23 protein-coding genes are annotated in these 24,319 nt (G+C 74.0%); 12 read left to right on the top strand and 11 right to left on the bottom strand.

What is annotated here, in order from left to right; all coding sequences use genetic code 11:
- Nucleotides 1–65: 65 nt before the first annotated feature.
- Nucleotides 66–1,481, bottom strand: coding sequence for an amidase (locus IF02_RS0120730; protein ID WP_030159056.1), 1,416 nt, complete (start codon nucleotides 1,479–1,481; stop codon nucleotides 66–68).
- 153 nt (nucleotides 1,482–1,634) lie between these two features.
- On the opposite strand from IF02_RS0120730, the gene IF02_RS0120725 reads away from it, so the two are divergent.
- Together IF02_RS0120725 and IF02_RS0120720 are read left to right on the top strand one after the other, a co-directional pair.
- Nucleotides 1,635–2,237 (top strand): TetR/AcrR family transcriptional regulator, encoded by a 603-nt coding sequence (locus tag IF02_RS0120725; RefSeq protein WP_030159055.1) that lies wholly within the window; start codon nucleotides 1,635–1,637, stop codon nucleotides 2,235–2,237.
- A 74-nt stretch (nucleotides 2,238–2,311) separates the two neighbouring features.
- A complete protein-coding gene (locus IF02_RS0120720) occupies nucleotides 2,312–2,593 on the top strand; it encodes a DUF6225 family protein (protein WP_030159053.1) in 282 nt (93 codons plus the stop codon).
- Here the strand turns inward: IF02_RS0120720 and IF02_RS0120715 are convergent.
- The gene (locus IF02_RS0120715; protein ID WP_051696399.1) at nucleotides 2,572–3,456 is read right to left on the bottom strand and encodes an alpha/beta fold hydrolase; all 885 of its coding nucleotides are present in this window, start codon (nucleotides 3,454–3,456) and stop codon (nucleotides 2,572–2,574) included. The two genes, IF02_RS0120720 and IF02_RS0120715, sit on opposite strands and share 22 nt — an antisense overlap.
- Before the next feature lie 98 nt (nucleotides 3,457–3,554).
- Between IF02_RS0120715 and IF02_RS0120710 the strand changes: the two genes are divergently transcribed.
- The 7 genes from IF02_RS0120710 to IF02_RS0120680 all read left to right on the top strand — a co-directional run bounded on the left by IF02_RS0120710 (nucleotide 3,555) and on the right by IF02_RS0120680 (nucleotide 11,575).
- Nucleotides 3,555–4,010, top strand: a complete 456-nt coding sequence (locus IF02_RS0120710) for a MarR family winged helix-turn-helix transcriptional regulator (protein ID WP_030159050.1) — start codon at nucleotides 3,555–3,557, stop codon at nucleotides 4,008–4,010.
- Nucleotides 4,011–4,093: 83 nt separating this feature from the next.
- Nucleotides 4,094–4,870 carry a nucleotidyltransferase domain-containing protein gene (locus IF02_RS0120705; RefSeq protein ID WP_030159049.1) on the top strand — a complete coding sequence of 259 codons (777 nt, stop codon included), beginning with the start codon at nucleotides 4,094–4,096 and terminating at the stop codon, nucleotides 4,868–4,870.
- A gap of 82 nt (nucleotides 4,871–4,952) precedes the next feature.
- Nucleotides 4,953–5,819, top strand: coding sequence for an alpha/beta fold hydrolase (locus IF02_RS0120700; protein ID WP_030159047.1), 867 nt, complete (start codon nucleotides 4,953–4,955; stop codon nucleotides 5,817–5,819).
- A 44-nt stretch (nucleotides 5,820–5,863) separates the two neighbouring features.
- On the top strand, nucleotides 5,864–7,504 hold the full coding sequence (locus tag IF02_RS0120695) for a glutamate synthase subunit beta (RefSeq protein ID WP_030159046.1): 1,641 nt from the start codon (nucleotides 5,864–5,866) through the stop codon (nucleotides 7,502–7,504).
- Between the two features lie 84 nt (nucleotides 7,505–7,588).
- Nucleotides 7,589–9,613, top strand: a complete 2,025-nt coding sequence (locus IF02_RS0120690) for a prolyl oligopeptidase family serine peptidase (protein WP_030159044.1) — start codon at nucleotides 7,589–7,591, stop codon at nucleotides 9,611–9,613.
- Nucleotides 9,614–9,693: 80 nt separating this feature from the next.
- The gene (locus IF02_RS0120685; RefSeq protein ID WP_078622213.1) at nucleotides 9,694–11,064 is read left to right on the top strand and encodes an MFS transporter; all 1,371 of its coding nucleotides are present in this window, start codon (nucleotides 9,694–9,696) and stop codon (nucleotides 11,062–11,064) included.
- A 91-nt stretch (nucleotides 11,065–11,155) separates the two neighbouring features.
- Entirely contained in the window at nucleotides 11,156–11,575 is a 420-nt protein-coding gene (locus IF02_RS0120680) for a hypothetical protein (RefSeq protein ID WP_030159041.1), read from the top strand.
- Here the strand turns inward: IF02_RS0120680 and IF02_RS0120675 are convergent.
- The 3 genes from IF02_RS0120675 to IF02_RS0120665 all read right to left on the bottom strand — a co-directional run bounded on the left by IF02_RS0120675 (nucleotide 11,572) and on the right by IF02_RS0120665 (nucleotide 13,013).
- A complete protein-coding gene (locus IF02_RS0120675; protein ID WP_158708527.1) occupies nucleotides 11,572–11,772 on the bottom strand; it encodes a hypothetical protein in 201 nt (66 codons plus the stop codon). The genes IF02_RS0120680 and IF02_RS0120675 overlap by 4 nt on opposite strands.
- A gap of 73 nt (nucleotides 11,773–11,845) precedes the next feature.
- Nucleotides 11,846–12,496, bottom strand: coding sequence for a hypothetical protein (locus IF02_RS0120670; RefSeq protein WP_030159038.1), 651 nt, complete (start codon nucleotides 12,494–12,496; stop codon nucleotides 11,846–11,848).
- 91 nt (nucleotides 12,497–12,587) lie between these two features.
- A complete protein-coding gene (locus tag IF02_RS0120665; protein ID WP_030159037.1) occupies nucleotides 12,588–13,013 on the bottom strand; it encodes a DUF7144 family membrane protein in 426 nt (141 codons plus the stop codon).
- A 209-nt stretch (nucleotides 13,014–13,222) separates the two neighbouring features.
- Here IF02_RS0120665 and IF02_RS0120660 point away from each other — a divergent pair, with 209 nt between their 5' ends.
- The gene (locus IF02_RS0120660; RefSeq protein ID WP_030159035.1) at nucleotides 13,223–14,926 is read left to right on the top strand and encodes a DUF885 domain-containing protein; all 1,704 of its coding nucleotides are present in this window, start codon (nucleotides 13,223–13,225) and stop codon (nucleotides 14,924–14,926) included.
- A 5-nt stretch (nucleotides 14,927–14,931) separates the two neighbouring features.
- On the opposite strand, the gene IF02_RS0120655 is transcribed toward IF02_RS0120660, so the two are convergent.
- The 4 genes from IF02_RS0120655 to IF02_RS34860 all read right to left on the bottom strand — a co-directional run bounded on the left by IF02_RS0120655 (nucleotide 14,932) and on the right by IF02_RS34860 (nucleotide 19,264).
- Complete coding sequence (locus IF02_RS0120655) at nucleotides 14,932–16,203, bottom strand: hypothetical protein (RefSeq protein WP_030159030.1); 1,272 nt, start codon at nucleotides 16,201–16,203, stop codon at nucleotides 14,932–14,934.
- Nucleotides 16,204–16,272: 69 nt separating this feature from the next.
- A complete protein-coding gene (locus tag IF02_RS0120650; protein WP_051696398.1) occupies nucleotides 16,273–17,184 on the bottom strand; it encodes a serine/threonine-protein kinase in 912 nt (303 codons plus the stop codon).
- Nucleotides 17,181–19,100 (bottom strand): ABC transporter ATP-binding protein, encoded by a 1,920-nt coding sequence (locus IF02_RS0120645; protein WP_078622212.1) that lies wholly within the window; start codon nucleotides 19,098–19,100, stop codon nucleotides 17,181–17,183. The genes IF02_RS0120650 and IF02_RS0120645 overlap by 4 nt, the downstream gene beginning before the upstream one ends.
- Nucleotides 19,101–19,105: 5 nt before the next feature.
- Nucleotides 19,106–19,264 carry a hypothetical protein gene (locus tag IF02_RS34860; protein ID WP_158708526.1) on the bottom strand — a complete coding sequence of 53 codons (159 nt, stop codon included), beginning with the start codon at nucleotides 19,262–19,264 and terminating at the stop codon, nucleotides 19,106–19,108.
- Nucleotides 19,265–19,509: 245 nt separating this feature from the next.
- Between IF02_RS34860 and IF02_RS0120635 the strand changes: the two genes are divergently transcribed.
- Nucleotides 19,510–19,743: a chaplin gene (locus IF02_RS0120635; RefSeq protein WP_030159025.1), complete on the top strand. Its 234-nt coding sequence runs from the start codon at nucleotides 19,510–19,512 to the stop codon at nucleotides 19,741–19,743.
- Between the two features lie 59 nt (nucleotides 19,744–19,802).
- Here IF02_RS0120635 and IF02_RS0120630 read toward each other — a convergent pair whose 3' ends face one another.
- Nucleotides 19,803–21,059, bottom strand: a complete 1,257-nt coding sequence (locus tag IF02_RS0120630; protein ID WP_030159024.1) for an MFS transporter — start codon at nucleotides 21,057–21,059, stop codon at nucleotides 19,803–19,805.
- Nucleotides 21,056–22,429, bottom strand: coding sequence for a GH1 family beta-glucosidase (locus tag IF02_RS0120625; protein ID WP_030159022.1), 1,374 nt, complete (start codon nucleotides 22,427–22,429; stop codon nucleotides 21,056–21,058). Before IF02_RS0120625 ends, IF02_RS0120630 begins: the two co-directional genes overlap by 4 nt.
- Before the next feature lie 148 nt (nucleotides 22,430–22,577).
- On the opposite strand from IF02_RS0120625, the gene polX reads away from it, so the two are divergent.
- Nucleotides 22,578–24,302, top strand: a complete 1,725-nt coding sequence (gene polX, locus IF02_RS0120620; RefSeq protein ID WP_030159021.1) for a DNA polymerase/3'-5' exonuclease PolX — start codon at nucleotides 22,578–22,580, stop codon at nucleotides 24,300–24,302.
- Nucleotides 24,303–24,319: the final 17 nt, after the last annotated feature.

The raw sequence follows: 24,319 nt of genomic DNA, 5'->3' as shown, positions 1-24,319 counted from the left end.
CCCCCACCCCCCTCGGCCCCGCCGCCTTCCGCGGGGCCGGGACGCCCCCGGACCCGCGCCCGCGCTCACCCGCGCGGGTCCACGGGCGTGAGCACCCCCAGCCGGTCCTCGACCGCCTGGGCGGCGTCCAGGCACAGGTCCTCCCGGAAGGCGCGCCCCACGATCTGGACCCCGCACGGGAGCCCGTCGGCCACCCCCGTCGGCACGGCCACCGCCGGCACGCCCACGAAGCTGGTCACCGTGCACAGGCGCATGCCCGACCCGACCCGGTCGTGGCCCGCCCGGTCGCGCGACTCCAGCCCCGGCTCGACCGGCGGCTCGGTGAACGTGGGGCCGAGCAACAGCGGGTACTCGTCCAGGAACTCCGCCCAGGAGCGGCGGATGCCCAGCCAACGGCCCATCAGCCCCACGAGCTCTTCCGCGCCCGCGGGCGGGGTCCGCTCCATCATCATCGCGATGTACCGGTCCCCGCCCGGGCCGAGCAGCGTGCGCACCACCGGCCAGCTCGGGGCGAACTCGGTCACGGCGATCCGGCCGTACGCGTCGAGGGCCTCGGCCATGCGGGGTACGTCCGCCACCTCGCGCACGTCGTACCCCGCATCCCGCAGCGCCCCGGCGGCGGCCTCCACGGCTCCGCGCACCGCGGGGTGGACGCCCTGCCCGCCGGGGTCCGCCACGACGGCGACCTTCACCGGCCCGGGCAGCGGTTCGCCGCGCAGCGGCACCGGTACGGCCCGCGGGTCACGCGGATCGGTCCCGGCCAGTACCTCGTACGCGAGGCGCAGGTCGCCCACCGACCGTGCCAGCGGCCCGTCGGTGACGAGCATCTGGGACGCGGGGCCGGGATCGTCCGGGCCGAGGACGCGGTGGTCCGCCGGGAACCGGCCCGTGGACGGCTTCAGCCCCGCCACACCGCAGAACTGGGCCGGGATGCGCACCGATCCGCCCGAGTCGTTGCCCAGGCCGAGCGCCGCCATGCCCGTGGCCACGGCCACCGCATCGCCCCCGCTGCTGCCGCCCGGGGTGCGGCCGCGGTCCCACGGGTTGACCGTGTCGCCGAACAGCTCGCTGCGCGTGTGCATCCCGGCCAGGATCAGCGTGGGTACGTTGGCGTGTCCGATCGGGATGGCTCCCGCCGCGCGCAGCCGGGCCACCGGGAGCGCGTCGGCCGGGGCCACCAGATCGCGGAAGCGCCCCGTACCGAAGGTGGTCGGCACGCCTTCGACGGCGGTGGTCTCCTTCACCGTGAACGGGACACCGGCGAGCGGCCCGAGCGCCGCGCCTTCGGCCCGCCGGCGGTCGGTCTGCGCCGCGGCGGCCCGTGCGCGCTCCGCGAGGAGCTGCGTGACCGCGTTCACCCGCGGGTTGACCTCGGCTATGCGCTCCAGGTGGCTGTCGACCAGCTCCACCGCCGACACGTCCGCACGGCGCACGGCCTCCGCCTGTGCGGCGGCCGACATCTTCCACAAGGGATCCGGCATGGCGCCGCCCCTCCCTTCACTGTTCCGATGCGCTTGCATCGGAACAGTACTACGCCAACCGATGCGCTCGCATCGAATAGAGTCGGCCGCACGACAGTCGCCCGGCCGGGGAGGCAGTGCTCCGGGCCGCGCAGTGGTGGGAGGAGGCCGGGCATGCCCAGGCAGGTGGATCACGAGGGCCGGCGACGCCTCATCGCGGAGGCGGTCTGCCGCCTGGCCGACGAAAGCGGGCTCGAAGGAGTCACCCTGCGCGACGTGGCCGCCCGGGCGCAGGTGTCGATGGGCGCCGTGCAGCGGTGCTTCCGCACCAAGGACGAGATGCTCGTCTTCGCCGTCGGGTACGTGGGCGAGCGCATCGGTGAGCGCGTACGGGCCCGGATCGCCGGGAGCCCGGCCCAGTCGGCGGCCACCGCCCTCGGCCATGCGGCCGCCGAGGTCTCCCTGCTGCGGGAGGAGCACCGGGCCGAGGCCAGGGTCTGGCTGGCCTTCGTCGCGCAGGCGGCGGTCAGCGAACCCCTCGCCGGGACGCTGAAGGCGAACTATGCGGCCCTGCAGGAGTCGTTCGCCCGGCTCGTCGCCGAAGCGGCGCAGGACGCCGGCCGCGCGACCCCCCTCGATCCGCAGCGCGAGGCCCGCGCCCTCCTCGCCCTCGCGGACGGCCTCACCGCGCACGTCCTCATCGGCCACCTCACGCCGCACGAGGCGCAGGACGTCCTCCACGCGCACCTGAGCGGCCTCTGGACGCACTCCGGGTGACGGTCGCCGCGGATGCGGGAAACGTTCCGGCGCGCCGTGGCCGTGGTGCACCTTTCGCCCTCTAATGTCGCGGCATGGCTGACATGTTCGATCACAATCCGCAGGTGTGGACCGCCGGCCGGCTCCGCGAGGCGCTGGCGGCGCTGCCCGACGAGACCCCGATCCACATCGGCGTCGCGGACGGCCCCGGGGACTTCGAGGGCTACGGGGAGTATGTCCTCGTGGACGCCGAGCCGGTCGAGGTGGACGTCGACGGCGAAGGCGCGGGCGACCACGGCGGCGAGCCGGGTCCGCGGGTCCAGTTCACGCTGTTCGCCGACGCCGCCGCCGGGGCCTACCACCTCGACCTGGACTGACCTTCCCGGTCGGCCCCGAGGAACTCGGAGATCAGGCGGTTCGTCTCCGCGGGTGCTGCCGTGGGCAGCGCGTAGTGGGTGAGCCGCGGGAGCGTCTCGATCCGGGCGTGCGGTACGGCCCCGCGGGCGCGGGCCGCGACCTTCTCCGGATCGTGGGCGCCGCTGCGGCCCGCGAGCAGGACCAGCAGCGGGGCCCCCAGCGCCCTGGCGTCCGGCCGCGGGCCGACGACCAGCTTCCGGTGGGCGACGTCCGAGGCGGCCAGCGCGAAGAGCCGCTTCCACTGCGGGTCGGTGTCCGTGCCCGCCGTCTCGCGGTCGACGTAGGCGAGCACGCGGGCCGCCCGCGGGCGCACCAGCACGGGCAGTGAGCGCAGCAGGAATCCGGGGCGGTATCCCGCGAAGCACTGGGTCGGGTCGAGGAGCACCAGCCGGTCGACCCGATCCGCCGCGTGCAGCGCGTACGTCAGGGCGATCCAGGCACCGTACGAATGCCCCAGCAGTGCGGCGCTGCGGACACCGAGCCCGTCGAGGAGCGCGTCCAGCCAGGCCATCAGGTCGGCGGTGGTGCGCAGCGGGCGGCCCGCGCGCACGCTGCGGCCGGAGTCGCCCAGGATGTCGACGGCGAGGACCCGGCGGTGCGCGCCGAGCGCCGCGGCGTTGGCGAACCAGACGGCGCCCGTCGCGCCGCCACCGTGCAGGAGCAGGACCGCGGGGGCCCCGGCGGGCCCGTACGCGTGCACGCGGGTCGTGCCGTACGGGGTCGGGACGTCGAGCTCGGCGGTGCCGGCCGGCCAGCGCGCCAGCAGCGCGTCGTAGGCGGCGAAGAACTCCTGGGATGCGGGCGCGGGCAGGGGCGCGGTCACGGCAGGCCTCCGGGGATCGGGATCGTCTCATTGTCTCGTTGACCGATTATCTCGCTCGACGAGATAATCGTCGAGTGAACGATGACGACACCCCGGCCATGCGGCTGGTCCACCTGCTGCGCGCGGTCACCGTGGAACTCCACCTGCGCGGTGCCGAGTTCGCGGCACTCAACGGACTGCACCCCACCGATCTGCGAGCCCTGATCCGGCTGCTGGACGCGGAGCGCGCGGGTGAGCCCGTCACCCCGGGGCGGCTCGGCGAGGCCCTGCGGCTCAACTCGGCGGGTACCACCGCGCTCCTCGACCGGCTGGAACGGCTGGGCCTGGTCCGCCGCGGCCGCGACCCGCACGACCGGCGCCGCGTCCTGCTGGCGGTGGAGCCGAAGGCCGTCGGGCTGGGCCGGTCCTTCTTCGGCCCCCTGATCGGCGGCCTGGTCGACGCGGCCGAGGAGTTCACCGCCGCTGAACTGGACGTCGTACGGCGCTACTTGACGGCGGCCCTGCTCGCGGCCGCTCCCGAGGGGGAGCAGCGGGCGCCGGGGCCCCGCTCGTAGGGCGTCGGTGCTGGGCCGCAATCCGGTGGCCGCGTCCGCGCTCCGGCTGCGAGACTCCCGCCGTGGAAACGATCATCAAGGACATGGCGCGGCGCCTGACCGGGGTGCCCGGTGTCGTCGGCGTGATGCTCGGCGGCAGCCGGGCCCGCGGAGAGCACCGACCCGGATCGGACTGGGACCTCGGCGTCTACTACCGCGGCGGCCTCGATCTCGACGCGCTGCGCGCGCTGGCCGGACCCGGAGTGGACGTGGCCGCGCCCGGCGACTGGGGCCCCTGGGTGAACGGCGGCGCGTGGCTGCGGGTCGAGGGGACCGCCGTGGACTGGATCCTGCGGGATCTGGACCGGGTGGGCCAGGTGTGGGAGCAGTGCCGCGAGGGCCGGTACGAGGTCGGCGTACAGGCCGGCCATCCGCTCGGGTTCTGGTCGCCCTGCTACGCGGGCGAGGTGGCGCTCGGACGGGTGCTCGCCGATCCGACGGGCGAGCTGGCGGACCTCCGACGGCGGACAGCCGATTACCCGGAGCCATTGCGCGAGGCGCTGACCGCGGCGGCCTGGGAGGCGGAGTTCCTGGTCGAGGGCGCTGCGAAGGGCGCGGCCCGGGCGGACGCCCTGTACGTCTCGCTGTGCCTGTCCCGGGCCGTGGGCGTGCTGGTGCAGGCGCTGTTCGCAGCGGACCGCCGCTGGTGCCTGGGCGAGAAGGGCGCGCTGGCCGTCGCCGAGACGCTGCCCGGCGCACCCGCCGGCTTCGGCCGCCGCGTCCGCGGCCTGCTGGGCGCGCCCGGCACCACCGCCGAGGCGCTCACGGCCACCGTCGCCGAGGCCCGCGACCTGGTCGCCCGTACCCGCGCGGGCCTCTGACCGTGGGGTGCCGGGAAACGTACGGGGAGGGTACGGGGAAACCCGGTTGTCCGGGGGCGGAGCCGCTGGCAGGGTCTGCGGCATGCCTACCTTCGCCGCGCCCGACGGGACCACGCTCGCCTACCGCGTCCTCGGCGGGGACGGGCCGCCGCTCGTCTGCCTGCCCGGGGGTCCGATGCGGGACTCCGTCTACCTCGGCGAGCTCGGCGGGCTCAGCGCGCACCGCCAGCTGATCATGCTGGACCTGCGCGGCACCGGCCGGTCGGAAGTGCCCGCCGACGCCGGCTCCTACCGCTGCGACCGGCAGGTCGACGACGTCGAGGCCCTGCGAACGCACCTCGGCCTCGACCGGATGGACCTGCTCGCGCACTCGGCCGGTGCGAACCTGGCCGCCCTGTACGCCGGGCGCCACCCCGAGCGCGTCGGCAAGCTCGTCCTGCTCACCCCGAGCGTCATGGGCGTCGGCATCACGATCGCGGGCGAGGACAGGCTCGACACCGCCCGTCTGCGCCGGGGCGAGCCCTGGTACGCGGAGGCGTACGCCGCCCTGGAAGCCGTCGTCGCCGGCCGGGGCACCGCCGGCAGTTGGCAGGCGATCGCCCCCTTCCTCCACGGCCGCTGGGACGACGCCGCCCGGGCCTACGACGCCGCCGACGAGGCCCAGAAGAACGCCGGGGCCACGGCCGCCTACGCCGGCGAAGGCGCCTTCGACCCCGACGCCACCCGTAGGGCACTCGCGGGGTTCGACGCTCCCGTGCTCGTCCTCGCGGGCGAGTTCGACGTATCGCTGCCTCGGCCCGCGGCCGTCGAGTACGCCGGCCTGTTCCCGCACGCCCGGCTCGTCGTCCAGCCCGGAGCCGGCCACGCCCCGTGGCTCGACGACCCCGAGCGGTTCACCGGGGCCACTGCCGCGTTCCTGGCCACCGCGGGAGTCCCGAACCCGGCGTAGCCTGGTCTGACCGCCGTATCGGCCTGTGACCAGGGAGGCGGCGTATGACCGACCCGTACGGGTTCCTCCGGACCCCCCGCAACCCCGTCCCGTCGCGCCCCGCGGACCAGCGGCTCGGCGACTGGCGCGAGGTGCACGCCGGGCAGACGCTGCTGCCCCTGGTGTCCGAGCAGGCGAACCGCTGCATGGACTGCGGCGTGCCGTTCTGTCACGGCGGCTGCCCGCTCGGCAACCTCATCCCCGAGTGGAACGCGTACGCCGCGCACGGCGAATGGCGGGCCGCGGCCGAGCGGCTGCACGCCACCAACAACTTCCCCGAGTTCACCGGCCGGCTCTGCCCGGCCCCCTGCGAGGACTCCTGCGTACTGGCGATCAACGCCGACCCGGTGACCATCAAGAACGTCGAGCAGACCATCGCCGACCAGGCCTGGGAGCTCGGGTACGCCCCGCCGGCGCCGCCCGGCCGGCTCAGCGGACAGACCGTGGCCGTCATCGGCTCCGGCCCGGCCGGGCTCGCCACGGCCCAGCAGCTGACCCGGGCCGGGCACACCGTCGTCGTCTACGAGCGGGCCGACCGCATAGGCGGCCTGCTCCGCTACGGCATCCCCGCGTTCAAGATGGAGAAGATCCACCTGGACCGGCGGATCGCCCAGATGCGGGCCGAGGGCACGGTCTTCCGTACGGACGCCGACATCGGCGGCCGCGTGGACGCGGCGGAACTGCGCCGGCGCCATGACGCGGTCGTCGTCGCCGTCGGGGCCGAGGAGCGCCGGGAACTGGCCGCGCCGGGCCGCGACCTGCACGGCATCCACCAGGCGATGGAGTACCTGACCTGCGCCAACCGGGTCGGCGAGGGCGACTTCGCGGAGCCCGCGCTCACCGCAGAGGGCCGGCACGTGGTGATCGTCGGCGGCGGGGACACCGGCTCGGACTGCCTGGGCACCGCCCTGCGGCAGGGGGCGCTGTCGGTGGTCCAGCTCGACATCCGCCCGGAGCCGGGACCCGGGCGGCCCGAGGCAGAGCCGTGGCCGCTGGTCCACCCGCAGGTGTACCGGATCTCCCACGCCCACGAGGAGGCGCGCGGGCGCCACGGCACCGATCCCCGCCTCTTCTCCAGCGCGACCCTGCACTTCGAGGGCGATGCGGACGGCCGGGTACGGGCCCTGCACCTCACGGCGGTCGAGCCCGTGGGGCGCAGGCCCATGCCGGGCACCGAGCGGGTCATCGAGGCGGAGCTGGTCCTGCTGGCACTCGGCTTCTCCGGCCCCGAGCGGGCCTGCCGGCTGGGCGAACAGCTCGGGCTCACCCGGGACGACCGGGGCAACTTCGCCCGGGACGCGGACTACACGGCCCTCGGCGAGCCCGGCACGTCAGGCGGCCCCGGCAAGTCCGGCGATCCCGGCGCCACCCCGCCACCGGGGCGCCCCGCGGCGCCCAAGGCACCCCCCTGGGCCGAGGCCCCGGCCGCGGGCGTGCCGCCGACCTGGGGCCCGCCGAGGGAGCGGCCCGCCCGCCGCCGGCCCGAAGGGGTCTTCGTGGCGGGTGACGCCGGGCGCGGCCAGTCCCTGGTGGTGTGGGCCATCGCGGAAGGCCGGGCGGCGGCCGCCGCCGTGGACCGCTACCTCACCGGATCGACGGCCCTGCCCGCCCCCGTCGGCGCCCACGACCGGCCGCTGTCGGCCTGACCGGCCCCCGCCGGAACCGGACCCGAAGACCCCGCTTCACCCGACGCGGCTCCGGCCACCCCCGCGGGGCTGCACAATCGTGGGGTGACTGCTGAAGATCGTTTCCTGTGGCTGGAAGACGTCGAGGGCGAGGCCGCGCTGGCCTGGGTGGGGGAGCGGAACGCGGAGACCGCCGCCGCCCTCGCCACCGACCCGGGCTTCGAGGGGCTGCGCGACGAACTGCGCGAGGTCCTCGACGACGCCGACCGCATCCCGTACACCGCCCGGCGCGGGGCGCACCTCTACAACTTCTGGCGGGACGCGGACCGCCCCAAGGGCGTGTGGCGGCGTACGACGCTGGAGCAGTACCGCAAGGACGACCCCGTCTGGGAGGTGCTCCTCGACATCGACGCCCTCGCGGCGCGGGAGGGCGAGGAGTGGGTGTGGGCCGGCGCCCGGGTGCGGTACCCGGACTACCGCCGGGCCCTGGTCCAGCTGTCCCGGGACGGCTCCGACGCCGTCGTGGTCCGCGAGTTCGACCTCGACGGCCGGGCCTTCGTCCCCGCCGAAGCCGGCGGCTTCCACCTCCCGGAGGCGAAGACCCGGATCGGGTGGATCGACGAGGACACCGTCTTCCTCGGCACCGACTTCGGACCGGGTTCGCTGACCGCCTCCGGCTACCCCCGTACGGTCCGCCGCTGGCGGCGGGGCACCGCACCGGCGGACGCCGAGGTCGTCTTCGAGGCCGAGGCGGGCGACGTGTCCGCCTCGGGCTGGCACGACCCGACCCCCGGTCACGAGCGCGACTTCGTCTCCCGTTACACCGACTTCTTCCACGACGAGCTGTACCTGCTCGCCGACGGCGACCGGCTCGTCCGCATCGAGGTCCCGGACGACGCGGGGAAGTACGCGTACCGGCAGTGGCTGATCGTCACCCCGAAGACCCCCTGGCTCGGACACCCGGCCGGCTCCCTCCTCGCCTTCGACTTCGACGCGTTCCTCGCCGGTGACCGCACCGTGCACGTGCTGTTCGCGCCCGACGAGCGCACCGCGCTGGCCGGGCACAGCTGGACCCGCCACCACCTGATCCTGGAGACGCTGGCCGACGTCGCCACCCGCATCGAGGTTCTCACCCCGGGCCCGGACGGCTGGAGCCGCCGGCCGCTCGCGGACGTGCCGGCCCTGTCCTCGGCGACCGTCACCGACACCGACGCGGACGTCAGCGACGAGTACTTCCTGAACGTCGACGGCTTCCTGCAGCCCTCCACCCTCGCGTACGGGCACATCGGCGGCGACTGCGAGCCGCTCAAGCAGGCCCCCGCCCGCTTCGACGGCCGCGGGCTGGCCGTCCGCCAGTTCTTCGCGACGTCCGCGGACGGTACGCGGGTCCCGTACTTCGTCGTCGGCCCCGCCGGCCAGGACGGGCCCGGGCCCGCGCTCCTCTACGGGTACGGCGGCTTCCGGGACCAGCAGACCCCGGGCTACAGCCCGCTCACCGGGCGGGCGTGGCTCGCCCGCGGTGGTACGTACGCGGTCGCCAACATCCGCGGCGGCTCCGAATACGGCCCCGCCTGGCACCGGGCCGCCCTCGGCGCGAACCGGGTACGGGCCTTCGAGGACTTCGCGGCCGTCGCCGCCGACCTCACCGCCCGGGGCATCACCACCCCCGACCGGCTCGGCATCACCGGAGCCAGCAACGGGGGCCTGCTCATGGGCGCCATGCTCGTCCGCCACCCTGAGCTGTTCGGCGCGGTCGTCGCGAAGGTGCCCCTCCTGGACATGCTGCGCTACCACCGCCTGCTCGCCGGGGCCTCCTGGGTCGCCGAGTACGGGGACCCCGACAGCGAGGCCGACCGGCCCCACCTCGAAGCCCTCTCCCCGTACCACAACCTCGCCGCGGACCGGCCGTACCCGCCCCTGCTGCTGATGACCTCCACCCGCGACGACCGCGTCCACCCCGGCCACGCCCGCAAGACGGCCGCCCGGCTGCGGGAGCTGGGACACCGGGTGCTCTTCCACGAGAACACGGGCGGCGGGCACGGCGGAGCCAGCGACAACGAACAGGCCGCCGTCAACCACGCGCTCGCGTACACGTTCCTGTGGCAGCACCTGGGCACCGGCGCGAGCTGACCGGCGCGGCCGCTGCCGCGCGCCCGGGAACACGAAAACGCGTTGCCCGGGCGCGGGCGGCTCCCGCACGATGATCCGCTGTGAGTACCACCCGTTCGTCCCGCTTGCTTCCCGACCTCTCCCCGTGGCGCTCCAGCCGCGACTTCCGGCTGCTCTTCTTCCAGGGCGCCATCACGTTCTTCACGTCCTTCATGGCGATGATCGCCCTCCCGCTCCAGATCAAGCACCTGACGGACTCGCCGCTCGCGGTCGGTGCGATGGGCGCGGTGGAACTCGTCCCGCTCGTGGTCTTCGGCCTCTACGGCGGGGCCCTGGCCGACGCGATCGACCGGCGGCGGATGATCCTGCTGAGCGAGGCCGGGCTCGGGGTGCTGGCCCTGATCCTGCTCGTCAACTCGCTGCTGCCGAACCCGCTGCTGTGGCCCCTGTACGTGGTCGCGGCCGGCGTCTCGGCGCTGGCCGGGCTACAGCGCCCGGCCCTGGACTCGATGATGGCGCGGATCGTGCCGCACGAGCAGATGACCGCGGCCGCCGCGCTCAACGCGCTGCGCTACCAGATCGGTGCGATCGCCGGACCGGCGCTCGCCGGCCTGGTCGTCGCCTACGCGGGCTATCCGGCCGCCTACGGCGTCACCGTCGCGGGCTTCGCGCTGTCCGTCGTGCTGTGCACCCGGCTGGCCCCGGCGCCGCCCTCGCCGGACGCGGAACGGCCCTCGCTGCGCGGGATCGCCGAGGGCGCGCGCTACGCGTGGAGCCGGCCCGTGCTGCTGGGCACGTACGCGGTGGACCTGGCGGCCATGTTCTTCGCCTTCCCGAACACGATCTTCCCCTTCCTCGCGGACGAGCTCGACGCGGTGTGGGCGCTGGGCCTCATGTACTCGGCGGGCGCCGTGGGCTCCCTGGTCCTCGGGATGACCAGCGGCTGGACCTCGCGGGTGCGCCGGCACGGCCTGTTCGTGGTGTGCGGAGCCGCGGTCTGGGGCGTGGCGATCGCGGCGACCGGCTGGTTCACCGACATCCGGGTGGTGCTGGTGTGCCTGGCGGTCGCGGGCGCCGGCGACATGCTGAGCGGCCTGGGCCGGGCGACGATCTGGAACCAGACCATCCCCGAGGAGCTGCGCGGGCGGCTGGCGGGCATCGAGGTGCTCTCGTACAGCGTGGGCCCGCAGCTGGGGCAGGTCCGCGCGGGCACGGTCGCGGGCTGGACGGGCACGCGGCCGGCGTTCTGGAGTGGAGGCCTGATGTGCGTGGCGGCGGTGGCGGCCCTGTCCGTGACGCTGCCCAAGCTGGTGACGTACGACGCGGACACGGACGAGGACGCGCTGCGCCGCCGGGCGGCGAAGGAGCGCGCCGAGGGGGACCGTGCCGAGGGGGACCGTGCCGAGGGGGACCGCGCCGAGGGGGACCGAGCCGCGGAGGAGACGGGGCCGCTTCCCGCGCCCACCTCGTGACGAAACGGTCATATTCCTGTCATTCCCCGCGCATACCGGCGACGGAGGGTGGAGGAGACCGGGTCGGCACGTGGCAGGTGAGGAGAACGAGATGAAGAGGGGCGCGCAGCGAGCGGCCGTCACCGCGGCCGTGGCCCTGGCCGCCGGAGCCCTGTCCGCCTGGATCGCCGTCGCGGGCGACGGCGACGGGAGGAACGTGACCGCGGCGAGCCGCTTCGCATCCGGGTACGTACCGTACGCGGCGATCGTGCTGCTCGTCTCGGCCACGGCGCCCACGGCGGTGCACGCCGTCCTGCGGGCCGTGCTCTCGCAGCTGCTCATGATCTGGGGCTACTACACCTGGGGCCCGATGATCACCTTCGAGCGGACGCCCACGCAGGCCGCGCACTACGCGCAGGTGTGGGCCGCGGTCGCCGTCACGGCCGTCCCGGCGGCGGCGCTGGGCACGTACGGCCTGGTCCGCGGCGCCCGGCGGCTCGCCGCTCCGCGCGCCGGTCGGGCCTCCGCCTAGTCAGGCGGCGGCCCGAGTCCGGTCGCCGGGTCCGCGCCCCGGCGGGGCGGCGGGGGGTCGCCCGGTTCCGGCCGGGGCCACGGGCGGACGACGTACTGGTTCTCGACGAGGTGCTCGTACACATCGAAGTCGACGGCCTGCCACCGGCCCATGTCGCCGTGGACGGCCCGGAACTGGGCCGGGGTCGGACTTGCCACCCTGCTCACCTCCACGTTCTCACCTCCACGCGGACGCCTCATACGACGCTAGAACACTTCGGGAACCCGTGCACTACGTGGCGACGGGTTCCCCCGCGAGGCCGGCCAGGTCCAGCGCGCGGTGCATGGCGGGCAGGTCCCAGTCCTCGTCCCGGTCCGCGTTGCCGGTGGCCGTGACCAGGGCGTCCAGTGCCCGGGGTGCCAGCCGGTACTCCTCGGCGGCCTCCAGGAGCTCCTCCGTGTCCGGGCCGTGGTCGGCCAGCAGGCCGAGGACTTCCCGCCGCTCGACGAAGCGGTCCATACCGCAGTCCAGGCCGTCGTCCTCGAGGTCCTCCGGGTAGGGCGCGCGGGCCCAGGCGCCGTTCTCGTACCAGTAGACGCACCCCAGCTCCCAGCCCTCCAGCAGGTCGTGCAGCCTGTCGTACGGGAGCCAGTCCGGGCCCTGCGCCAGCATGTCGACCGCGGGCTTGTGCCACTTGACGCCGCTCGACTCGTCCTCGCCGTAGAGCACGAAGCGGCCCTGGCCCATCCGGGCCAGGGCCCACCACGTGCAGCCGGCGTCGTCGAGGCGGAGCGCGGCGCCGTCGATCCAGTGCCCGGTGCGGTGGATGCCGCGGCTCTCCGCCGCGGTGGTCGCCTCCAGTACGGCGACCAACGCCCACCGGGCCCACAGCAGTTCGGCCGCCGGCAGGTCTTCGGGCCGGCCCGGCCGGTGAATCGTCATGCTGTCCCTGCTCCTCGTGCCGGTGACGTACGCGTACCGGCACGAGGGTATCGGGCGTGTCGGGCGGTGTCGGGCCGCCGCCGTCACACCGTCAGGGCCTCGCCTGCCGCGGGGTGTCGGTGCACAGGGCCCAGATGATGAACACGCCGATGCCGATGGCGACGATCGACCAGAACGGCTGGTACGGCAGCCACATGAAGTGGGCGATCACGTACAGGCAGGTCAGAGCGATACCGGCGATGCGGCCGGCCTCCATGCCCTTGAGGATCGCCGCACCGGCGAGGAGCACGAGGATGCCGATGATGAGATGGATCCAGCCCCAGGCGGTGAGGTCGAACTTGAAGGTGTAGTCGCCGACCTGCTGGGACACCTCGTCCTTGGCGATCGCGACGATGCCCTCGATGATGGCGAAGACACCGCCGACGATCATCAGGACACCTGCGAACGTCGTGCCGCCGGCCGCCCAGCCACTGCTGGTACCGGTCGGCGTGCCACTTCCACTCGGCGTGCTGGTCATCGCGCCGCCTCTCTCTCGGGTGCGGGACCCCGGTCTTCGTGCCACATCGGTCCCGTAGTCCATCGTGCGTACTGACGGCACATGGCGCACGTCGGGGCGTAACCGCCCTGCTCGCAGAGCGGGAGCGGCCGGGCGGACGGCCGCGGGATACCGGCCAAAGACACGGGCCCGGGGCGTGTCCGGGGGAGGCGCTGGGCAGTGCTCCGGGCATGTTGAGGCCTCAGCGTGAGCTGCCCCGCCAGATCTCCGACGCGCATGTCGACGCCCTGGTCGCGCTCGACCCGATCACCGGCACGAACCTCGGCACCTCCGCCGGCGCCGGCAGACTGCCGGACTTCTCGCCCGACGGGGCCGCCGCCGAGGCCGGTCTCGCGCGCGAGACCCTCGTACGGCTCGCCGGGAGCGACGCCCAAGCGGATGCCGGCGTGGACGCCGACGTCGAGCGGCGGTGCGCACGGCTGCTGCGGGAGCGGCTCGACGCGGAACTCGCCCAGTACGAGGCGGGCGAGCACCTGCGCGCGGTGAACAACATCTCCTCGCCCCTGCACCGGGTCCGCAAGGTCTTCGCGGTGATGCCGACCCGTACGCCCGAGGACTGGGCGGCGATCGCGCAGCGGCTGCGGGCCGTGCCCGACTGCCTGAGCGGCTACCGGGCCTCCCTCGCCGAGGGCGTGGGCCGCGGAGTGGCGGCGGCGCCGCGCCAGGTACGGGCCAACGTGGCCCAACTGGAGGAGTGGCTGGGCTCTACGGGCTCCGCGGGCGGCGGGTTCGGCCCGCTCGCCGCCGGCGCGCCGCCGCACCTGCGCGCCGAGGTCGAGGCCGCGGCGCGGGTGGCGACGGGCGCCTTCGCGGAGCTGCGGGAGTGGTTCCGGCGCGAGTACGAGGCCCAGGCCACCGGGGCCGGAGCCGAGGACGCCGTCGGGCGCGAGCGGTACGGCCGCTTCGCCCGCCACCACACCGGCGCGGACCTCGACCTCGACGAGGCGTACGCGTACGGCTGGGAGGAGTTCCACCGGCTGCTGCCCGAGATGCGGGCCGAGGCGACGCGCATCCTGCCGGGCGGGCAGGACCCCTGGGTGGTACTGGCCTGGCTGGGCGACCACGGCAAGAGCGTCCACGGAGTGGAGGAGACCAGGGTCTGGCTCCAGTCCCTGATGGACGAGGCCGTGGCGGCCCTGGACGGACGGCACTTCGACATCGCCGAGCCGGTCAGGCACGTCGAGTCGTGCATCGCGCCGCCCGGTGGCCCCGCGGCGCCGTACTACTCGCAGCCGTCCCTGGGCTTCACCCGCCCGGGCCGGACCTGGCTGCCGACGCTGGGCCGGACCCGCTTCCCCACCCACGACCTCGTCTCCACCTGGTACCACGAGGGTTTCCCCGGGCACCATCTCCAGCTGGGGCACTGGACGTTCACCGCGGCCCGCCTCTCCCGCTACCAGACGAACGTCGCCAAGGTCGATGCGACCACCGAGGGCTGGGCCCTGTACGCCGAACGCCTCATGGACGAGCTGGGATTCCTGACCGACCCCGCCCACCGGCTGGGCCACCTCGACGACCAGATGATGCGGGCCGTCCGCGTGGTGATCGACATCGGCATGCACCTGCGGCTGAGCATCCCCGCGCACTCGCCGTTCCGGCCGGGGGAGCGGTGGACTCCCGCGCTGGCGCGGGAGTTCCTCGGCCGCTACTCCGGCCGGCCCGCGGCCTACCTGGACAGCGAGATCGTCCGCTATCTGGGCAGGCCCGCCCAGGCGATCTCGTACAAACTCGGCGAACGGGCCTGGCTGGAGGGGCGGGAGCGGGCCCGGGCCAAGCAGGGCCCGGACTTCGACCTCAAACGCTGGCACATGGCCGCGCTCTCGCTCGGCTCACTCGGTCTGACGGATCTGAGCGACGAACTCGGATCCCTGTAGGCGGGTCAGGGGCGGGCGGCGGTGTGTTCCAGGACGGCGCGGACCTCCGCGGTGATCGCGGTCTCGTTGCGCTCGAACTCGGGGCCCGTCAGCACGTTCGGGTCCGCCGGGAGGCCGGTGAGGACCGGGGTGTGCAGGTGGCCGCCGGGCAGGTGCGGGGCGAGTTCGCCGCGGAGGCGGTTGGAGCGGTAGGCCACCTCGTTGGACAGGTAGCCGCCCCCGCCGCCCTCCACCGCCCTCGAACCCGGGGTCGGACCGTCCGCGCGGTCCACCGGCTCCGCGGCGCCCGCCGGGATCTCGGTGACGGCGGTGTTGAGCAGCACCGGGTACGGGCTCTGCACGGCGCCGGTCGCCGCCGCGGTCGGGAGCGTGGTCCGGATGAACTCCGCGCCCGGGCCGAGACCGGGGGCGGTCACCGGGTGCTCGCGGGTGCCGCCGGAGAGGGAGCCGGTGTTGTCGGGGTACGGATCCGCCGACCGGGCCCGGCCCGCCCAGGCCTCCAGGGTGAAGATGCCGGGGTAGCCCTGGCTGATCGTGGTGATCACGTCCGCCGCGCCCGGGCCGCCGGCCAGGCGCGGGGCGAAGGCCCGCTCCACGATGCCGGCGTCGAAGTCGGCGTACCGCACGGGCAGCACGACGGCCCGGATCTCGGCGGGGCTGCCGTCGGCGAGGGTGATCCGGCGCCCGTTGAGCTGGAGCGCGGCGGAACCGGAGGGGTTGGCGCGGCGCAGCTCGGCATCGAGCCCGAAGGGGTCGAAGCCGCTGATGAAGACGCGCCGTACGCCCGCCGGCGTCCGGAAGCCGTTGTCGGCGAGGCCGCGGGAGGCGTCCTCGAAGCGGGCGCGCAGCGCGGCGCGGTCGACGGCGAATCCCGGCTCCCAGCGGGCGAGCGCGGTGGTCATGGCCAGCCGGGTCCAGTACAGGGGGCGGTCGTCCCCGGCCGGGAGGTCGCCGCCGGGCCGCTGCCCCTGGGCGCGGCGTACGGCGGACTGCCAGAGCGCCCCGCCCCAGCTGTCGAGGAGCCGCCCGGCCTCGGCGGGGTTGCGGACTGCGCACAGTGCGGCGGGGAAGCGCCGTACGAAGTCCCCGAACCCGGCGCGTTCGACGAGCGCGGTGCTGCGCGCATCCGCGAGTCGCGCCTGCTCGGTGTCGAGGGGAGCGGAGGGCGTCGTACGGCAGGAGGAGGTGTCGTCCGCGTGCGCGGGAGCGGTGACGGCCAGGGGGAGGACGGTGGCGAGAAGGGCCGCGAGCGAGGCGGTGCGCCGTAAGAGCATCATGCGATGTGACATTACATAGCCGGCGCCACGCCCCACCAGACGCCTTTTCGCAGGTCTGGCCGGTTCCCGTCACCCCGCCTCGGGCGTATCGCGGCGCCGCGTGCGCAGTGTCGCGTCGAGGGCGGCGGACAGCTCGGAGACCGACGGCCTGTCCGCCGGATCGGGGCGCAGGCAGCCGTCGATGGCCGCCGCCAGGGCCGGGGGCAGCCGCCGGTGTGCGCTGACGGGCGGGGCCGGTTCTTCGAGCTGCGGATACCAGTCCGCGGCCGCGCCGTCCGTGGTCGTTCCGTCCGTGGTGGTTCCGTCCACCGTGTCGCCGATGTCGAACGGGACGTCCCCGGTGGCGAGTTCGTACAGCGTGATGCCGATGCCCCAGACGTCGGCCGCCGCCGACAGGGCCCCGCCGCGGGCCTGTTCGGGCGACATGTAGCCGAACGTGCCGACGCCGGCGGGGGTGATGCCGGGCGCGTGGGCGACGCTGAGGTCGAGCACCTTCGCGCGAGCGCATTCCACCACGACGTTGGCCGGCTTCAGGTCGAGGTGCAGCAGGCCCTGACGGTGCAGGTAGTGCAGCGCGGAGCACAACTGCACGCCGAGGACCGCCACGTCCTCGGCGGCCGCCCGCCGCGGCAGCCGGTCGATGAGGTGGGCGAGCGTCTCGCCCGTCAGCGTTTCGAGTACGACGAGGGGCTCGGGCGAGGCGAAGGTCTCGTACGCGCGGACCAGGTGCGGATGCGTGAAGCGCTGGAGCCAGCGGCCCTCGCGGACCAGCCGCTCGGCCAGCCGCCCCTCGCCGCGGCGGTCGGGGCGCAGGACCTTCACGACGCACCGGCAGTCCCGCTCCCCGCTCCAGGCGTCGTACAGGTCGAGCCAGCCGGTCCGGGCCAGGTGCGACAGGACCTCGTACCCGGGCGCGGGCCTCGCACCGGGCGCGAGGGGCGGGCCCGCGGGGCGGGTCGCGGTGGTGGTCGCGAGGCTCATGACAGGACCTTCAGCGGGGAGGCGGGACCGGAGGCGGGTCCGGAGGCGGGTCCGGAGTCGGGACCGGAGGCGGGTCCGGAGCCGTTCACGCCGGGCACGCCGCCGTTCATGCGGTGCAGACGGGCGTAGACACCGCCCCGTACGAGCAGTTCCTCGTGCGTACCGCACTCGGCGACCCGGCCCCCGTCCAGCACCACCGTGGTCGTGGCGTCGCGGACGGTCAGCAGGTTGTGGGAGATCACGACCGTGGTCCGCCCGGCCATCAGCCGGCGCAGCGGTCCCATGATCCGGCGGGCCGACTCGGCGTCCAGACCGGTGGTCGGTTCGTCCAGGAGCAGTACGGGCGCGTCCCTGACCATCGCGCGGGCGATCGCCAGGCGCTGCGCCTGCCCGCCGGACAGCGTCCGCCCCCGCTGGCCCACGACGGTGTCGTAGCCCTCGGGGAGGAGCCGGATGAACCCGTCGGCGTCGGCGGCGCGCGCCGCCGCGACGATGTCCGCCTCGCTCGCGCCGGGCCGCCCGTACGCGATGTTCTCCCGTACCGTGCCGTGGAAGACGAGCGTCTCCTGGAGCACCACCGCGACGTTCTCGCGCAGTTCGGCCAGCCGCAGCTCCCGCAGATCGGTGCCGTCGAGGAGGACCGCCCCCTCGTCAGGGTCGTAGAAGCGCAGTTGCAGCTTCCCGACCGTGGACTTGCCGGCGCCGCTCGCCCCGACCAGCGCCAGCGTCGTACCGGGCCGTACGCGGAACGACACCTCGCGCAGAGCCCATCGCGCCGTGCCCGGATAGCGGAACGAGACGCCGCGGAACTCGACATCGCCCCGGGCGAGCCCGATCCTCCGGGCACGGGCGGCTTCGACCTCGGCGACCTGCGGGTGCTGGTCGAGCAGCTCGATGATGCGCTCGGCCGACGCGGACGCCGCGTAGAAGGTGTTCGTGAGCTGGGACAGGTCGCGGATCGGGCTGTAGAGCCGGCCCAGCAGGGCGACGAAGACCAGCAGCCCGCCCAGGGTGAGCTGCCCCTGCGCCAGTTTCCACGTACCCAGGCCCATCACGGCCAGTACGCCGGCCAGTTCGATCACCTCGACGATCGGGCCGTACACGGAGCGGATACGGGCCGAGACCATCGCCGCGTGGAAGCGGCCCACGCTCTCGCGGGCGAACCGGCTCTCCTCCGTCCCCTGCCGGTTGTACGCCTGCACCAGCGCGATGTTGCCGAGCGACTCCTCGGCTATCGCGCTGATCGAGCCGCTGCGCCGCCGCCGCTCTCGCGAGGCGGCCTTGATCAGCCGGGAGAAGCGCCGGGCCGCGCCCCAGAAGAGCGGCACGATCACGAGCGCGAGCAGGGTCAGGTCCCAGCTCAGGTAGAAGAGCAGGCCGAGGAAGACGCCCAACTGGACCACGTAGTAAAGGGCGTTGGCCACGCCCGAGAGCAGGAACGTCTCGATCGCGTCGACGTCGCCGGTGATGCGTGACAGTACGTCACCCAGCCGCCGCCGCTCGAAGAACCCGAGGGAGAGTCCCTGGACGTGCCGGTAGACGTCCGACCGCAGGGCCAGCAGAAAGCGTTCGCCGACCCACGTGGACAGCACGTCGTCGGCGAACTCGAGAATGCCCGAAGCGAGGACGAGCCCCAGGTAGGCGAGGGCGATCCAGAGGAACGGGCCCAGATCGCGCGGAACGAGGACCTCGTCCACCACGATCTTGAAGAGCCAGATCTCGGCCGCGTCGAGGAGCGGGCCGACCATGCTGAAGATCAGGATCGGGACCAGCCAGCGGCGGCCGCCCCGGGTGTAGGGCCAGAACCGGCGGAACGCCTCGCGCGGAGTGACGGGGGGCGCGGCGGCGACGACCGCGTCGGGGTCTTCTGCCACCGACAGCAGCCGCCGCAGTACGTGCCGCGCGACCCGTCCCATGGTGCTTACCAGTTGTTGCCATGGTGGCCGTGGTGGCCGTTGTCGTTGGTGCAGTGGCGGCGACGGTGACGGCGCCTGCCGGCGTTGTCGTCACGTCCCGAGGTCATGTCCTTCTTGCCGCGACGGCGGTGCTTTGCGGGAACGAGGTGGGTGAAGATCGCCATGAGTTTTCCTCCATGAGTTGTCTCCTGGAGAGGCTTCCACAGGGGCATACGCTCCAGAGGGCTCGGGAGATTGCCCTTTCCGGAAAAATTCACCTTCGGGAATCCCGTGGGACGTCTCCGGAACGTCTTCCGATCGGCGGTCGCGCGCCGCGGACGGGGCCCACGACCGGGTGAATCGGCCGGGTTCGGGCCGGGCTGGTATGGGATGGCCCCCGCACACCCTCATGCGATGGGAGACCCACATCATGAAGCTCCGTACCCTGGCCGTTGCGGCCTGTCTGCTCGGTGCGACGCTCGGCGGGATCGGCAGCGCCTCCGCCGACGCCACGGCCGAGGGCTACGCCATCGGCTCGCCCGGCTTCCTCTCGGGCAACGTGGTCCAGATCCCGATCCACCTCCAGCTCAACGCCTGCGGCAACAGCATCAACCTCATCGGCCTGCTGAACCCGGCCGCCGGCAACGTCTGCGTCAACTCCTGATCCACCGTGCCCGCGGTGTCACCGGTCCGTCCGGCGACACCGCGGGCGCGCCCGGTTCCTCACGGGACCCCGCGGATGCGGCGGACCAGTACCGATCCCGCCACGGCCAGAGCGCCCGCGAGCGCGTACAGCGCGGTGTACCCGCCGAAGTGCGTGACGACCGGCGCGGCGATCACCGGAGCCAGCACCTGGGGCAGCGCGTTGGCTATGTTGATGACGCCGAGGTCCCGGCCCCGGTCCTGCGCCGTCGGCAGCACGTCCGTCAGCAGGGCGAAGTCCACCGACGTGTAGACGCCGAAGCCGACCCCGAGGACCAGCGAGGCGACGACCGCCCCGGTCCAGGTCTGCCAGACGGCGAGCAGCAGGGTGGCCGCCGAGATGACCAGCCCCGCCCCGATGACGTAGACCTTCCGGCGGCCCGTGCGGTCCGAGCGGACACCGCCGACCACCACCGTGGCCAGCAGGGTGAGCGCGTTGAGCGCCGTCAGGATCAGGACGCCGGTGTCGGCGTCGCCCTCGTAGTGCACCGCGTCGGTCAGGTAGTACAGCAGGTACATCGTGCTGACGGAGTACGACAGGTTCATCAGGAAGCGCGTCAACCAGGCCCAGCCGAAGTCGGGATGGCGCCTCGGGTCGATCCAGAAGCCGGTGAGGAAGCTCCGCCACCGGAACGCGGGCCGGGCTTCGGGCCGCAGCCGCGCGTCGCGCCGCATCACCACGTACGGGACGGCCGCGAGCACCGAGAAGGCCGCGCACGCGAGGTACCCGGCGGCGATGCCGCCCGCCACCGTGGCCAGCGCGGTGCCGGCCAGGATGCCGCCGACCTGCGAAACCCCGAGCCAGCCGCCGACCAGCCCGCGCTGACGCCGCGGTACCTGGTCGGGCACGGCGGCGGTGAGCGCGGCGAAGGCCGCGTTGAGGGCCAGTTGGACCAGGCACCAGCCCGCGATCACCACGGCGACGCTCGAAGCCCGCGCGAGGACGAGCAGTCCGGCCGCCCCGCCCAGGACCCCCGCCACCACCCAGGGGATCCGCCGGCCCACCGAGGCCGTCGTACGGTCCGACAGGGCCCCGAAGACCGGGTTGGCGACCATCGAGACGGCCGCCCCCACCCCCGTCACCAGGGCGAGCGTGGCCGCCTTGTGGTCCGGGGCGAGCTGCTCCGCCTGGCGGGCCAGGAGCAGTTGGAGCGGGCCGAACCAGCCGACCCAGACCCCGAGGTTGGCGAGGGACAGCGCGCTCACCCACCGCCCGCCGGCCGGGCCCGCCGGATCGGCCGGGCCGGCGGTCTTCGCCGCCGTCCCTCCGACGGTCATCTGCCGCCCTTGATCACGTCGCGGTACCAGGCGTACGACTCCTTCGGGGTCCGCTCCAGCGTCTCGTAGTCCACGTGGACCAGCCCGAACCGCTGCCGGAACCCCTCCGCCCACTCGAAGTTGTCGAGGATCGACCAGATGAAGTAGCCGCGGACGTCGACCCCCTGCGCCATCGCCTCGTGCAGGGCGGCCAGATGGCCCTCGTGGTACGCGATCCGGCGGGCGTCGGCGATCCGCCCCGTCACCGGATCGGGGTCGTCCGCGTACGAGCAGCCGTTCTCGGTGATGTACAGCGGGGGCAGGCGGTCGCCGTAGCGCTCGCGCAGGGAGACGAGCAGCTCGCGCAGTCCGTCCGGGACCACCGGCCAGCCGAAGTCGGTCTGCGGGTACCCCTCGACCGGCCGGAACGAGAAGGGGAGGCCGGCGGGGATCTCGATGCCGCCGAACCCGGTGGCGGCGGCGGCCGGTTGCGGGGCGCCGACGAGCATCGGGTTGTAGTAGTTGATCCCGTACCAGTCCAGCGGGGCCGAGATCGTCTTCAGGTCCTCGGCCACCGGTCCGGGCAGCAGCGAGGCCAGGCCTTCGTCGGGATAGGCGCCGGTCAGGACGGGGTCGGCGAAGAGCCGGTTCGTGAGCAGGTCGTACAGCTCGGCGGCGCCGCGGTCCTCCTCGCCGTCGCCGGCCGGCCACACCGGGCTGTGCGAGGCGGCGATCCCGATCCGGCGGGCGCCCGCTGCCCGCAGCGCCTGCACGCCCAGGCCGTGGGCGAGCAACTGGTGGTGGGCCGCGGGCAGGGCGTCGAAGACGAGGCCGCGGCCGGGGGCGTGCTCGCCGAGGCCGTACCCCAGGAGGGTGACCTCGGCCGGCTCGTTGATGGTGATCCACATCGGGACGCGGTCGGCGAGCCGGTCCGCGACCACCGAGGCGTACGCCGCGAACCGCTCGGCGGTGTCGCGGTTGAGCCAGCCGCCCTTCTCCTCCAGCGCGAGCGGGGTGTCCCAGTGGAACAGCGTGGGCACCGGGGCGATGCCGGCCGTGCACAGCGCGTCGACCAGGCGGTCGTAGAAGTCCAGCCCCTTGCCGTTGACCTGCCCGTGGCCGTCCGGGAGGACCCGGGACCAGGACACCGAGAACCGGTAGGCCCCCACGCCGAGTCCGGCCATCAGGGCGACGTCCTCGCGGTAGCGGCGGTAGTGGTCGGTGGCCACGTCCGCGTGCGAGCCGTCCTTGATGCGCCCGGGCTCCTTGGTGAACGCGTCCCAGGAGGAGGGACCCCGGCCGTCGGCGGTGGGCGAGCCCTCGATCTGGAACGCCGAGGCGGAGACGCCCCAGAGGAAACCGGCGGGGAACGCGGGTACGGACGCTGTCATACGGGCTCACTTCGGTCGAGGCGTGCGCGGGCGCTGACGGCACACTGTTGGCCCGCGGCGCCCGCCCTGTCAATGGAAAGTGAACAATCCTCACCTTCTCTGGGGCAGTGCCCGAGCCGGGCGCCGGTACAAGGGGCACCCTGGAGGCATGGCCAGGGCCAACGAGAAGGTCGAGGCACTGCTGCAGGAGTACGCCGACCTGATCTCGATCAGCGGCGGCGACGCCTTCAAGGCGCGCGCGTACGAGAAGGCCGCCCGCGCCATCGGCGGCCACCCGGCCGACGTCGCCGGGCTCGACGTCAAGGGCCTGCGGGAGATACCGAACGTGGGCAAGTCGATCGCCGAGAAGGTCGTCGAGTACCTGAGCACCGGGCACGTCCCGGACATCGAGGCGCGCAGGGCCGCCGTCCCGGCCGGGGTGCGGGCCCTGACCGCCATCCCGGGGCTCGGACCCCGCAAGGCCCTCGTCCTGTACGAGGAGCTGGGCGTCTCCTCCGTCAAGCAGCTGGAGGACGCCATCCGCAAGGAGAAGCTGCGCGACCTGAAGGGCTTCGGCGAGCAGACCGAGCAGAACATCCTGCACGGGATTTCCGTACTCCGGAACGCCGACGGCCGCATCCTGCTCGGTGCCGCGATGGACATCGCCGAGCAGATCGTCGCCGAGATGGAGCGGATCCCGGGGTGCGTCCGATGCACGTACGCGGGCTCGCTGCGCCGGATGCGCGAGACCATCGGCGACATCGACATCCTGGTGGCGGCCGACACGTCCGCGCCGTTCATGACGGCCCTCGCCGAGCTCCCGTTCGTGGCCGACGTCATCGCGCACGGCGCGAAGAAGACCTCCGTCCGCACGGAGGCCGGCCTCCAGGTCGACCTGCGCGTCCTGCCGCCCGCCTCCTGGGGAGCCGGCCTCCAGTACTTCACCGGATCCAAGGCGCACAACATCCGCACCCGCGCCCTGGCGGTGCGCCAGGGGCTCAAGCTCTCCGAGTACGGGCTGTTCGACGCGGAGAGCGGCAAGAGCCTCGCCTCGGAGACGGAGGAGGAGGTCTACGCCCGGCTCGGCCTGCCCTGGATCCCGCCGACGCTGCGCGAGGACCGAGGGGAGGTCGCGGCCGGACTGCGGGGTGAACTGCCCGCCCTCGTGGCGGAGGACGACATCCGGGGCGATCTGCACACCCACACCGACCTCACCGACGGCCTCGCCTCCCTGGAGGACATGGTGGCCGCCGCTGCCGCCCGGGGCTACGCGTACTACGCGGTCACCGACCACGCGCCGGACCTCGCCATGCAGCGCATGACCGAGGAGAAGATCCTGGCGCAGCGCGAGCGGGTACGGGCGCTGGACCGCACGGTGCGCGGGATGCGGCTGCTGCACGGCACCGAACTCAACATCGGCCCGGACGGCGGCCTGGACTGGCCCGACTCCTTCCTGGCCGGCTTCGACCTGTGCGTGGCCTCCGTGCACTCCCACTTCGGCCAGAGCCGGGCCGCGATGACCCGGCGCTTCATCCGGGCCTGCGAGAACCCGTACGTCCGCGTCATCGGCCACCCCACCACCCGGCGGATCGGCCGGCGTCCGGGTGTGGACGCCGACTTCGACGCCGTGTTCGAGGCCTGTGCGCGGACGGGGACCGCCCTGGAGATCAACGCGCATCCGGAGCGGCTCGACCTCGGCGACGAGGACATCCTGCGGGCCAGGCGCCACGGGGTGAAGTTCGCGGTGAACTCGGACGCGCACGCCACGACGCACCTGCCGTACCTGCGCTACGGGGTGGGCACGGCGCAGCGCGGCTGGCTCACCAAGGACGACGTCATCAACACCTGGCCGTGGACCCGCTTGCACCGCTTCTTGCAGGGCAAGCGGGCCTGACACCCCCTGGCGGCTCG

It is taken from the genome of Streptomyces sp. NRRL S-244, assembly GCF_000717915.1.
Lineage (GTDB): Bacteria > Actinomycetota > Actinomycetes > Streptomycetales > Streptomycetaceae > Streptomyces.
Note: the sequence above shows the minus strand (reverse complement) of the source record. Positions and strands in the feature narration are given on the sequence as shown.